This is a genomic window from Cereibacter johrii (assembly GCF_001720585.1).
GTDB classification, from domain to species: Bacteria; Pseudomonadota; Alphaproteobacteria; order Rhodobacterales; family Rhodobacteraceae; genus Cereibacter_A; species Cereibacter_A johrii.
This window is the reverse complement of the sequence record NZ_MABH01000240.1, coordinates 1-13,906: the sequence shown is the minus strand read 5'-3', so window position 1 is coordinate 13,906 and position 13,906 is coordinate 1. Positions and strand designations below refer to the sequence as shown.

Sequence of the window (13,906 nt, the reverse complement as noted above, 5' to 3'; positions counted from 1 at the left end):
CCGGCCGCCCCGTCGGCCCCGCCCTCGCGGCCGCGCGGCGGATGCGCCACACGGTCGAACATCGCGTTGAAATGGAACTCGTGCCCCGCGCTGGCCGAGATCTCGACCACCTGACCGAGCCCGCCCCGCTGCCGCCCCAGCCCGCCCGAGCCGTCGCGCAGTTCCTTGCGCCAGAAGATGACCGGCCCCACATGCTCGGTCGCCTCGATGGACATGGACTGCACCCCGCTGGGGAAGGCCGTGGTGCTCGGCCCGTCGCGCTGGGGCCGCGCGCCCATGCCGCCGCTGTTGAACAGAAGCACCTCGGCGCTGCGGGCGCCCGGCCGTGCCGCCGCCACGCCGCCCTGCGGGCGCACCGAGACATGCAGGTTCCACAGCGCCCCCGACCCTTCGGCCGGGATCCGGCCGGGCAGCATCCGGAGCAGGGCCCCCAGCACCGCATCCGGCACGAGATGGCCCAGCACATGCCGCACCGAGACCGGGGCCGGGCGCTGCGCGTTCAGGATGCAATCCCCGGGCGCGCTCACCCGGAAGGGGGCGAGAGAGGCATGGTTGTTGGGGATCTCGGGCGCGATGGCGCATTTCACCGCGTAGCAGGCATAGGCGGCCGAATAGATGATCGGGCAGTTGATGCCCTTGGGGCTCGGCCCGGAGGTGCCGGCAAGATCGATGGCGATGTGATCCTCCGCCACGTCCAGCGCCACGGCGATGTCGATCGGGGCGCCGTAGCCGTCCACCCGCATGACATTCTCGCAGCGCCCCCGCGGCAGGGCCGCGATGGCGGCAAGCGTCGCCTCGCGCGAGCGGGCGAAGACGAAGGCGGCCAGCCCCTCGAGATCGGACAGGCGGAACTCGTCCATCATGTCCATCAGCCGCCGGTGACCGATCTCGTTGCAGGCCGCGAGCGAATAGACATCGCCCACCACCTGCCCGCTCTCGCGGACGTTGTTGTGCAGGATATTCACGAGATCGCGGTTCACGATGCCCCGCTCTGCGAACTTCATGATGGGCACGAAGAGGGCGCACCGACTCGAAGCCGAAGGGCGCGCGCAGGAAGCCGATCGCGGAGCCGACGCCTGCCCCCGGCGGGATCAGCAGCGCGCCGATCCCCAGCTTCTCGCAGAGCCGGGCCGCATGCAGTGGCGCGGCGCCGCCGAAGGCGATCATCGTATGGTCCGCCAGATCCTTGCCGCTCTCGACGGCATGCATCCGGGCCGGGCCGACCCAGACGCCGCCCGCGTGGCGATGGCGGCCCATCTCTCGCGCAGCCACGAACGCTATCGGGGGCAAGGCGGCACGTCCTGAACCGCCCTGCGCCGCGCGCGCCTCTCCGCCCCCGCTGCGGCGGGAAGGGTCGCGCGCGTTCGGGGGGGGGGGCGCATGACAGGCATCTCGTTCGTGGGCTGTCGCGCGTCCCTCTCTTCGGGAGGCGGCGGACCTCCGAGCCTGTCGGTTCACGAAGCGCGAAATTGTACGGCTGGCGGCCCGGCGCTTGGCCGGAGCCGCCCTGCTCCGCCCCGCGTCTCGGCGGGCGGCCAAGCGGACGGACGAGGCTGTCGGAACGAAATCGCGAAGGCCGGGTTTCTCGGGCAAAGGAGGACTCCCCATGACCGAGATCCTGACGATCACTGCCTTCTTCGACAGCAAGGACGAGGCGGCGCGGGCCGTCGAGCGGCTCGTCGAGGCGGGCGTGTCGCGCGCGAACCTCCGGCTCGCATCCGGCCGCCTCGACCGGGAGGGGCCGCACGAGGAGAGCCGCAGCCTCGGCGATCTGGCGCTGGACTATGTGCTGCCCGAGCCGGAGCGGGCGCGCTATTCCGAAGGGATCTCGCGCGGCGGCACGCTCGTCTGCGCCCGCGACGTTCCACGCGACCTGCACGAGACGGCTGTGGCGCTTCTCGAAGAGGAAGGGGCGGTGGACATCGAGGAGCGCGCGCTGGAGTGGCAGCGGCGGGGAGAGGGGCCGGTGCCCCGGGAGCTGCGGGGCACGACGCGCGACGTGGCCTGGACGGACCCGCACCAGGACGACCGGCCGAAGGCCCCCGAGGAGGGCGCCTCGGTCGGCGCGCCGCTCGGACCGGAGGCGGGGCGCCCCGAGCGGGTCGGCGGTCCGGCCCCCGACGGCGAGAGCCGGAGCCGCCGCGTCCGGTCCTGGTTCCACACCGGGCCCTGACAGACCGGCGCAAACGGGAGATCGTTCCGGCCTCGGCCGCGCGTCAGCGGCCGGTGTAGATGCCGACCGCCTGTGTGCGAGATGTCACATCGAGTTTTTTCAGGATTTCGCTCACATGGTAAGTCACGTTGCGCAGCGACAACCCCAGGATGAGGGCGATCTCGCTGTTGCTCTTGCCGTGCGCGATCCAGTCGAGAATCTCGATCTGCCGCGGGCTCAGTTTCGAGAGGTCGGCCGGGGCGGGCGATACCGCCCCGGCAGCGGGCGCGAGCGAGCCCGCCCGCACCAGGACGGCCAGCGCCACGATACGCCCGGCCTCGGCGATCTCCTCCGGATAATCCTCCCGCTGGGCGGACAACATGGTGATGGCGCCGATCCGCCCCCGATGGTCTGGAAGAGGAACGATCAGTCCCGCCCGCGCCTCGAAGCTGCGCAGGCAGGGAAAATACGCCTTCTTATTCAGGGACTTCCTGCTGCCTGACCGCCAGATCAGCGGCTTGACGCCAGTCAGGGCATAATTGAGCAGCGGATCCCGGATCCGGGCCGAGGCCTGATCGGAGGCACCGTCCCGCTCGCAGGGCCAGGTGGTCAGGTGAGGCGCCGACACCGCCTCCAGCGCATGAGGGCGTTGGTAGGCGAGCGAAAAAGTTTGGAACCCGAGGCCTAGGACCGCGTCTTTCAAGGCCTGGGACAATTCGTTCCGGCTCTCTGCGCGGGATATGGATCCAACCGCATTGGCGGTAATGGCAAGTAGGCTCATCGATCCATTCCAACTCGCAGCACACCTATTCCGACCGATTCGGCCTAGTCCCCATGGGTCAACTGGTCAATGGAACAGTTGAACCACTTCTAAATTTGTTGCGATGGGCAGCTTTACGCGCATCCGCAGAGTGAATTCTCTGAACCACCCCGCCCTGCCGATGCTTGGGAAGATGTTCCGCCCTGGCGACCCTCTCCTCCCGCACACGATGGCGCCCGCCGCCGTGGCCAGACGAACCGGGTGGCGGGGACAAAGCCGTGTGGAACAGACATTCGCGTAAGACGGCCGCTGCGGCGGCCTTCGGTGCAACCATCGTCCCGGCCTTCCTGTGGCTTCTGACCGGCCTTGCTCAGGCGCAAGAGGCGGTCGACTACGATTGGCGCGTCCAGCTCGACGGTTCGGCCGGCCTTGCCATCGCGGCAGGCGGCGTGGCGCTCTACAAGGTGGATGTGCAGAACACCGGCACCGCCGACGCCCCGCCGACGCGGGTCGAGACCAACATTCCCGCCAACACGATCTTCCGCCCGGACCTGTCCTCGGACAACTGCGCCGTCGTGGGCGGTGTCGTCGACTGCGCCATTCCCGCCCTCGCCGAGGACGAGTCCACCGTGGTGGACGTGGCCTTCGAGACGCTGGACGAAGGCACGTTCGTCTTCTTCGCCCGCGTCCCCGATGCCGATGCGCTGGCCGGGAACAACTACGAGGAAGTCACCACGACCGTCGAGCGCGGCGCGGACATCTCGGTCTCGCTGACCGCCGATACGACCGTGCCCTCGGGCGGCACGGTGCATTATGAGGTGCGGCTCGAGAACGAGGGGCCCCACACGTCCGAGGCGTTCGAGATCGATTTCCCGATCCCCACGGGCGTCGTCGACATGACGGCTCCCGCCGGCTGCACGAGGTCCGGCGGCACCTTCCTGTGCCGGGTGACAGGCCCGATCGCAGTGGGCGACAGCGTCACCTTCGACTTCGCCGGGCAGGTGACGGCCGGGGCCAATTCGACCGTGGCCGCCTCGGTCGCGGTCATGGGTCAGGAACCGGCCGATGCCGATTCCACGAACAACCTTGCCACGGCCAGCACCTCCATCACCGCGGGCAGCGACCTGCGCATCGTGAAGTCGCGCACGCCCTCGGGCACCATTCTCGTGGGCGACGAGCTGGTCTTCATCCTGTCGCCCAGCTACCGCGGCGACGCGCCCGGCGGCACGGTGACGGTGACGGATCCGCTGCCCTCGGCCTACAGCTTCGTCTCGGTTCAGGCGGACGCGGGCTGGACCTGCGGCGAGAGCGGCGGCACCGTGACCTGCGCCCGCCCTGCCCCCACCACGGGCGCGGGCGAGGACGTGTCCATGGGCGAGATCCGCATCACCGCCCTCGCGGTCGATCCGGGCACGCCCCTCAACATCGCGACGGTCTCCGCCGCCAACACCACCGATCCGGTCCCGGGCAACAACAGCTCGTCGGTGAGCGTGACCATCGAGGCGCCCTTCGTCGATCTCGCCCTGTCCAAATCGGCGCCCTCTCCGGCCCTCGCCGTGAGCGGCCACCCCTTCGAATACAGGATCGGCGTGACGAACCGCGGCAATGCGGGCTTCGACGGCACCGTGCGGGTGACGGATGCGGTGCCCGCGGACCTCACGATCGAGTCTGTGGCAGGCTCGGGCTGGAGCTGTGCGCCCCTGCCCGTCACGGGCCCCGCCGACCTTGTCTGCGAGCGGCCCTACGACGGGGCGGCGCCGCTTGCGGCCGGGGGCCGCGTGCCGGATCTGGTGCTGACCGCGGTCGCGCTGCAGGACGGGCCGGTGCGCAACACGGCCAGCGTCGAGACCGTCGACGGCACGCTCGAGGATACGACGCCGGGCAACAACTCGGGCGGCGCCGACGTGACCGTGAGCGAACCGCCGCTGTCCGCCGACATCGGCCTGACGAAGAGCACCGCCGCCACCGCGATTGCGGGCGAGCCGCAGACCTTCGAGATCGAGATCACCAACCTCGGCCTCACCGAGGCCACGGACGTGCGCTTCAGCGATCCGCTGACCGGCCTCGCGAACGGCGCGACATCGGGCGCGGGCAACGGCCTCGTGAGCATCGCGGTCGAGCCTTTCGCGGCGACGGCCGCCAGCTGCGTCGGCACGACGACCGGCGCCACGTCGGTCACCGCGAGCTGCTCCTTCGACACGCTTCCCGTCTGCACCCCCGGCCTCGACTGCCCGCGGATCACCATCGTGACCACCCCGGGCGGCAATGCGGGCACGCGGACCAACACCGCGACCGTCGTCTCGCAGAGCACGGCCGACCCGGTTTCGGCCAACAACAGCGCGAGCGCGAGCTTCACCGTCGAACCGCGCGCCGACGTCACGCTCGAGAAGCTGGCCAACCCCGATCCCGTCGCCGTCGGCCAGTCGCTGAGCTATGTGCTGACCGCGAAGAACCTGGCGAACGGCCTCAGCCAGGCCGAGAACGTGACGGTCACCGACACGCTGCCTGAGGGGCTCGTGTTCCTCTCGGCCAGCCCCTCGACGGGCAGCTGCGCCACGCAGCCGGCGGCCGGCAGCGCGACCTCGGGCGGCAACAACCAGGTGGTGTGCAACCTCGGCACCATCAACAACGGCTCGCAACAGACGGTGACGGTCGTCGTGCGGCCGCTTCTGTCGCTGCTGGAATCGACCCTCGTCAACCGGGCCGAAGTCACCACCAGCACGACCGAGACCGATGAGACCAACAACGCGGCCGAGGCCTCGGTCGAAGTGACCTTCCCCAGCTTCGACCTGCTGATCGCCAAGATCGACACGGTCGATCCGGTGACTGTGGGCGACGAGACGGTCTATCGCATCCTCGTGACGAACAACGGCCCCTCGGCGGCCGAGAATGTGGTCGTCACCGACACGCTTCCCGCGACGCGGCTGAGCTTCGTGCAGGCCAGCGCCCCGGCGGACGGGCTCTGCGGCACGACGCCCGCGCCGGGCACCATCGGCGGTGAGGTGATCTGCAGCGTGCCCTATCTCGCCTCGGGCGAGAGCCGCACCTTCGAAGTGACGATGCGGGCCGAGGCCAAGGGCTCGGAGACCAACACGGCCTCGGTAACGTCCGACCGCGCCGACGAATTCGAGAGCCGCATCAACAACAACACGGCCACGCAGAACACGACGGTGCGGACGCGGGTGGACGTGCAGGTGGTCAGCAAGACGCCCTCGGCGCCTTCGGTCCCGCTGAGGGAGGATTTCACCTTCGACGTGGTGATCCGCAACACCAGCGGTCCGCAATATTCCGAGGCCGACAACGTCATCTTCACCGACAGCCTGCCCTCGGGCATGGTGCTGACGGGCGCCCCGAGCGTGACGATCTCGTCCGGCTCGGCCAGCACGACGAGCTGCACCGGCGCCGCCGGCGGCACGACGGTCAGCTGCTCCTTCGGCACGCTCTCGCCCGGAGCCGAGGCGGTCGTCACCCTGCCCGTGCGCGTCACGGCGATCACGAGCACGCCGCAGAGCTTCACCAACAGCGCCAGCGTCACGACCGACTCCGACGACCGCGTGCCGTCGAACAACAGCAACAGCGGCTCGGTCGAGATCACCGGCTCGTCCCTCGCGGGCGCGGTCTGGCGCGATTTCAACGAGGACTGCACACGCGCCGGGACCGACACCGGCCTTGCGGGCATCAGCATCCAGCTGAGCGGAACCGACCTCACCGGCGCCCCGGTCACCCGGACCACCACCACCGACGCGAGCGGCGGCTACAGCTTCGGCCTCCTCGCCGAAGGCACCTATACGATCACCCGCACCGGCAGCATCCCCGCCCGCCACGAGGATCTGGCGGCGCTGGTCCCGGCGAGCGGCTCGGGCACGGCTTCGAGCGAGACCGTCATCGGCTCGGTGGCGATCGGCCCGGACGAGGATCTGACCGGCTACGACTTCACCGTGCGGGCGATCCCGACCGTGGGCATCGCCAAGCGCGTCTCCTCGCAGCCCGCGCTGCGGGCCGATGGCGCGTTCCGCGTGGGCTTCGCCTTCTCGGTGCGCAACTTCAGCGTCGAGCCGGTGCAGGGCCTGACCGTGACCGACGTGCTTCAGGGCGGTCTGCCCGGCTTCGGCACCTACAACCCGGATCTGTCCAGCCTGCAACCGGGGGAATATGGCCTCGTCTCGGCGCCCGGCGGCAGCTGCGGCGGCCTGAATTCGGGCTACACCGGCGCGGGCGCGACCGAACTCGTGTCGGGCGGCACCCTCGCTGCGGGGGCAAGCTGCACCATCACCCTCACGCTGCAGGTGCGGCCCGAGATCCCGCTGCCCTATTCCGCGTCGCCGCGCTACCGGAACCAGGCGCAGCTGGATGCCGAGGGCCAGCTCTCGGGCAAGACCGTGACCGATCTCTCTGACAATGGCTCGAACCCGGACCCGAACGGGAACGGCTATGCCAACGATCCGGGCGAAGACGATCCGACGCCGGTCAATGTCACCTATGCCCCCGCCATCGCGGTGGTGAAGACGGCGGATACCTCGGGCTTCTCCGATCCGATCGCGCCCGGAGATCCGATCCTCTTCAGCTTCACGGTGACCAACACCGGCAACGTGCCGCTGACCGATGTGGCGCTGGCCGATCCGATGCTGCCCGGCGCCTTTGACGGCCTGACCATCCCGGTCCTGCTGCCGGGCGAGACGGACACGTCCACCTTCTCGGCCACCTACCTGCTCACCTCCGCCGACATCGACGCGGGCCTTGTCGAGAACCAGGCCACCGCCACCGGCACCTGGACGCAGGACTCGGGCGGCGCGCCCGTGACGGTCAGCGACCTCTCCGGCACGACCACCACCAACGACACGCCGACGACGGTGCAGATCGGGGCGATCACGCTCGTGAAGACCGCCGACGAGAGCGGCCTCTCCTCTCCGCCGCTGGCGGGCGAGACCATCCGCTACAGCTTCACCGTGACCAACGTCGGCGTGGCCCCCCTCACCGACGTGACCCTCACCGATGCGGTGCCGGGCGTGCAGGTGACGGGCGGACCGATCTCGCTGGCCGGGGGCGCCTCGGACACGACGAGCTTCACCGCGACCTATGAGCTGACGCAGGCGGACGTCGATGCGGGCAGCTTCACCAACGACGCGAGCGTGACGGGCTACGTTCAGGTTCAGGGCGGCGGCCGGCTGCCGGTCACGGCCGAGGACAGCGTGACCACGCCGCTCGACATCGCGCCCGCCATCACCCTGGTGAAGGAGGTCGACACGACCGGCCTCTCCTCGCCGGCGGCGGTGGGCGACGTGCTCGCCTATACATTCAGCGTGACGAACGCGGGCAACGTGACGCTCACCGACGTGACGGTGAGCGACGACAGCCTTCCGGATCTCGTGCTGACGGGCGGGCCCATCGCGACCCTCGCGCCGGGCGAAAGCGACGGCACCACCTTCACCGCCTCCTACAGCCTGAAGCAGGAGGATCTCGACCGCGGCTTCGTCGAGAATACCGCGCTTGCGACCGGCACCTATGCAGGCCCGGGCGGCACGCCCGCAGAAGTCACCGACAGGTCCGGGACGGAGGCCTCCAACGACGCGCCCACCGTGGCGACCGTGCCCCCTGCCCCGGCCATCACGCTGGTCAAGGCGGTCGATGCGAGCGGCGTCTCGAGCCCCGCGGCGCTCGGCGAGCCGCTCACCTACAGCTTCACGGTGACGAACACCGGCAACGTGACGCTTGAGGACGTGACGGTCACGGACACGAGCCTGCCGGGCATCGTCCTGTCGGGCGGGCCGATCACCCTCGCGCCGGGCGAGAGCGATGCCACCACCTTCACCGCCACCTATGCGCTGAAGCAGGCCGACATCGACCGCGGCTCTGTCGAGAACACGGCGCTCGTCACCGGGACCCATGTCGACGGGAACGGCGCGGAGACCGAGGTCGAGGACGTGTCCGGGACCGAGGCCACGAACGACCTGCCGACCCGCACCGACGTCGAGGCCGCACCCGCCATCGCGCTGGTGAAGACCGTCGACCTCTCGGGCCTCTCGAGCCCGGTCGTGGCGGGCGACGTGCTGACCTACGGCTTCGCCGTGACCAACACGGGCAACGTCACGCTCACCGATGTGACCGTGACCGACGACAGCCTCGCAGGTCTCGTGCTGACGGGCAGCCCCATCGCCTCGCTCGCGCCGAATGCCACCGACAGCACGAGCTACACCGCGAGCTACACGCTGACCCAGGCGGACATCGACCACGGCTTCGTCGAGAATACCGCGCTCGCGACCGGCACCTACACCGACGGCGCGGGAACCGAGACGGAGGTCGAGGATACGTCGGGGACCGACACGAGCAACGACACGCCCACGCGCGCCGATCTCGACGCCCTGCCCTCCCTCGCGCTGGTGAAGGCGGTCGATGTTTCGGCGGTCTCCTCTCCGGCGGCGGTGGGCGATCTGCTCACCTACAGCTTCACGGTGACGAACACCGGCAACGTGACGCTGACGGATGTGACCGTGACGGACGACAGCCTCGCGGGTCTCGTGCTGACCGGCGACCCGATCCCGTCGCTCGCGCCGAACGCGACCGATGCCATCACCTACAGCGCGACCTATGCGCTGAAACAGGCCGACATCGACCGCGGCTATGTCGAGAATACCGCGCTCGCCACCGGCACCTACACCGATGGCGCAGGCGCCGAGACCGAGGTCGAGGACGTCTCCGGCACCGAGACCGCCAACGACACGCCGACGCGGGCCAATCTGGGGACCACTCCCACCATCGCTCTGGTGAAGACGGTCGACGCTACGGCCGTCTCCTCTCCGGCGGCGGTGGGCGATCTGCTCACCTACAGCTTCACGGTGACGAACACCGGCAACGTGACGCTGACGGATGTGACGGTGACGGACGAGAGCCTCGCGGATCTCGTGCTGACCGGCGACCCGATCCCGTCGCTCGCGCCGAACGCGACCGATGCCACCACCTATACGGCGACCTATGCGCTGAAGCAGGCCGACATCGACAGGGGCTTCGTCGAGAATACCGCGCTCGTCACCGGCACCTATACCGATGGCGCGGGGACCGAGACGGCGGTCGAGGACGTCTCCGGCACCGAGGCCACCAATGACACGGGCACGCGCGCCGATCTGGAAACCGCGCCCTCCATCGCACTGGTCAAGACGGTCGACGCGACGGCCGTCTCCTCCCCGGCCGCGGTGGGCGACCTGCTGACCTACAGCTTCGCCGTGACCAACACCGGCAACGTGACCCTGACCGGCGTCACGGTGACCGACGAGAGCCTCGCGGGTCTCGTGCTGACCGGGAGCCCGATCCCGACGCTTGCGCCGGGTGCGACCGATGCCACCACCTACACGGCGACCTATGCGCTGACGCAGGCGGACATCGACCGCGGCTTCGTCGAGAATACCGCGCTCGTCACCGGGACCCATACCGATGGTGCGGGGGCCGAGACCGAGGTCGAGGACATCTCCGGCACCGAGGCCAGCAACGACACGGGCACGCGCGCCGATCTGGACACCGCGCCGTCGGTCGCGCTGGTGAAGACGGTCGACGCTTCGGCGGTCTCCTCGCCGGCGGCGGTGGGTGACCTGCTCACCTACAGCTTCGCGGTGACGAACACCGGCAACGTCACGCTGACGGGCGTGACGGTGACCGACGACAGCCTCGCCGACCTCGTGCTGACCGGCGATCCGATCCCCTCGCTCGCGCCCGACGCGACCGACGCCACCACCTACACGGCGACCTACGCGCTGAAACAGGCCGACATCGACCGCGGCTATGTCGAGAACACGGCGCTCGTCACCGGCACCTACACCGACGGCGCCGGGGCCGAGACGGAGGTGGAGGACATTTCCGGCTCCGAGGCCACGAACGACACGGTGACCCGCGCCGATCTGGACACCGCGCCGGCCATTGTTCTGGTGAAGACGGTGGACGCTTCGGCGGTCTCCTCGCCTGCGGCGGTGGGTGATCTGCTCACCTACAGCTTCACGGTGACGAACACCGGCAACGTGACGCTGACGGACGTGACAGTCAGCGACGACAGCCTCGCGGGTCTCGTTCTGACCGGCGACCCGATCCCGTCGCTCGCGCCGAACGCGACCGATGCCGCCACCTACAGCGCGACCTATGCGCTGAAACAGGCCGACATCGACCGCGGCTTCGTCGAGAACACGGCGCTCGTCACCGGCACCTACACCGACGGCGCGGGGGCCGAGACCGAGGTCGAGGATATCTCCGGCACCGAGGCCACCAACGACACGGCGACGCGGGCCGATCTCGACGCCCTGCCGTCCATCGCGCTGGTCAAGGAGGTCGACACCTCGGCCCTCTCCGCCCCCGCGGCCGTGGGCGACCTGCTCACCTACAGCTTCGCGGTGACGAACACCGGCAACGTGACGCTGACGAACGTGACGGTGACGGACACGAGCCTGCCGGGTCTCACGCTTACCGGCGGGACCATTGCCCTCCTCGCGCCCGGCGCCACCGACACCACCACCTACACGGCGAGCTATGCGCTGACGCAGGAAGATCTCGACCGGGGCTTCGTCGAGAATACCGCGCTTGCGACCGGCACCTATACCGACGGCACGGGCGGCGAAACCGAGGTGGAGGACCTCTCGGGCACCGAAGTCGGCAATGACACTCCCACCGAAGCCGTGATCGAACCGGCCCCGGCCCTCGCGCTGGTGAAGACGGTGGATCTCTCCGGCCTCGGCAATCCGGCGGAAGTGGGCGAGGCGCTCACCTACAGCTTCACCCTGACCAACACGGGCAATGTGACGCTGACGGATGTGACGGTGACGGACACGAGCCTGCCGGGCCTTGTCCTCACCGGCAGTCCGATCGCCCGCCTCGCCCCCGGCGAGAGCGACAGCGCGGCCTACAGCGCGCGCTACACGCTGACGCAGGAGGATCTCGACCGCGGCTTCGTCGAGAATACCGCGCTTGCCACCGGCCTCCATACGGACGGCAACGGCCGGGAGACGCAGGTCGAGGATGTCTCGGGCACCGAGGCCGGCAGCGACGATCCGACCGTGGCCCCGGTGGAGCAGGCGCCGTCCGTGGCGCTGGTGAAGGCGGTCGATGCTTCGGCAGTCTCCTCGCCGCCGGCGGTGGGCGACCCGCTCACCTACAGCTTCACCGTGACGAACACGGGCAGCGTGACGCTGACGGATGTGACCGTGACCGACGACAGCCTCGCGGGCCTCGTGCTGACGGGCGCTCCCATCGCGCGCCTTGCGCCGGGCGAGAGCGACAGCACGACCTACAGTGCCCGCTATCTGCTGACGCAGGAGGATCTCGATCTGGGCCGGGTGTCGAACACGGCACTCGTCACCGGCAGCTACCGGACGCCCGACGGCACGGACGACACCGTCACCGACATGTCGGGCACCGAGATCGAGAACGACGATCCGACCGATGCCGAATTCACCCCCGTCCCCGGCATCGCCCTCGTCAAGACGGCCGATGTCTCGGGCATCGGCAGCCCCGCGGCCATCGGCGATCCGGTGCGCTACAGCTTCACCGTGACGAACACGGGCAACGTGACGCTCACGGATGTGACGGTGAGCGACACGAGCCTCCCCGGCCTCGTGCTGAGCGGCAGCCCGATCGGACGGCTTGCTCCGGGCGAGAGCGACAGCGTGACCTACAGCGCCTCCTATGCGCTGACGCAGGCCGACCTCGACCGCGGCGTCATCGAGAACACCGCCCGGGCCACGGGCGCCTATCGCGCGCCTGACGGCGAGCCGGGCACGGTCGAGGACATCTCGGGCACCGCGGCGGAGAACGACGAGCCGACCCTGGCGCTCGTGCCGCAGACGCCCGGGATCGCCCTCGTCAAGGAGGTGGCGGACGAGTCCGTCAGCACGCGCCCGGCCCTGGGCGACGAGCTTCTCTATCGCTTCACGGTGACGAACACCGGCAACGTGACCCTCACCAACGTCACCCTGACCGACGATCTGGCGGGCGTGGTGGTCTCGGGCGGACCCATCGACGCGCTGGCGCCGGGCGAGACCGACAGCACCACCTTCACGGCACGCTATGCGCTGACGGCGGCGGATCTCGAGCGCGGGCAGGTCACGAACACGGCCCTCGTCAGCGGGACCAATCCGGGCGATCCCGACGCGCCGGTGACGGATGTCTCGGGCACCGAGGTGGACAATGACACGCCGACCGTGGTCGAGCTGAACGTGCCCACCGATGTGACGGCCACCAAGACCGCCAGCCCCGAGCGCGTGGTCATCGGCGAGACCGTCTCCTATGTGCTGACCTTCACCAACGACGCGCCGCGCTCGATGCGCGAGGTGGTGCTGGTCGACCGGATGCCCGAAGGCCTCGTCTACACGCCCGGCAGCGCCACTCTCGACGGCACGCCTCTGGAGCCCGAAGTCAGCGGCCGCTTCCTGCGCTGGCAGGCGGGCACCCTGCCCGCGGGCGGCACGATCACCGTGCGCTTCGCCGCGCGCGTGCTGGGGGCTGCGCCCTACGGGCCGCTCACCAACAAGACCTGGCTGCTCGACCGCGCGGGTCAGCGCTCCTCGAACGTGGCGGAGGCGGTGGTGATCCGCGAGCCCGAGCATGTGTTCGAATGCGCCGACATCATCGGCAAGGTCTTCGACGACCGGAACATGAACGGCTATCAGGATCCGATCGACGGAGCAGCCTACGGCCGCGGCGCCGAGGCCGAAGAGCCGGGCATCCCCGACGTGCGTCTCGCCACGCCGAACGGGACCCTGATCCAGACCGACAAGTTCGGCCGCTTCCACGTCCCCTGCGCCGAGCTTCCCGGCCAGACCGGCGCGAACTTCACGCTGAAGCTCGACACCCGCTCGCTGCCCTCGGGCTACCGGGTGACGACCGAGAACCCGCGCACGATCCGCGTCACGCCGGGCAAGATGGCCAAGCTGAACTTCGGCGCGGCGCTCGGCCGGGTGGTGCGGCTCGACCTGACGGCGGCGGCCTTCGCCGACGGCCGGCCGACCGCGGCCTTCGCCCGG

At 69.8% G+C, this 13,906-nt stretch carries 4 protein-coding genes and 1 pseudogene; 2 read left to right on the top strand and 3 right to left on the bottom strand.

Going from position 1 to position 13,906, the window contains the following annotated elements; genetic code table 11:
* On the bottom strand, positions 1-1,004 hold a 1,004-nt coding region (locus tag A9O63_RS20060; RefSeq protein ID WP_141703129.1), incomplete at its 3' end, for a hydantoinase B/oxoprolinase family protein.
* A gap of 16 nt (positions 1,005-1,020) precedes the next feature.
* Positions 1,021-1,215, bottom strand: a pseudogene (locus A9O63_RS22435) (hydantoinase/oxoprolinase family protein); the annotation flags it as partial.
* 391 nt (positions 1,216-1,606) lie between these two features.
* Between A9O63_RS22435 and A9O63_RS20050 the strand changes: the two are divergent.
* Complete coding sequence (locus A9O63_RS20050; protein ID WP_069333474.1) at positions 1,607-2,173, top strand: hypothetical protein; 567 nt, start codon at positions 1,607-1,609, stop codon at positions 2,171-2,173.
* Between the two features lie 43 nt (positions 2,174-2,216).
* Here A9O63_RS20050 and A9O63_RS20045 read toward each other — a convergent pair whose 3' ends face one another.
* A complete protein-coding gene (locus A9O63_RS20045) occupies positions 2,217-2,933 on the bottom strand; it encodes a LuxR family transcriptional regulator (RefSeq protein WP_084296088.1) in 717 nt (238 codons plus the stop codon).
* Positions 2,934-3,190: 257 nt separating this feature from the next.
* Here A9O63_RS20045 and A9O63_RS20040 point away from each other — a divergent pair.
* A partial coding sequence (locus tag A9O63_RS20040; RefSeq protein WP_069333473.1) for a DUF7507 domain-containing protein occupies positions 3,191-13,906 on the top strand: 10,716 nt, incomplete at its 3' end.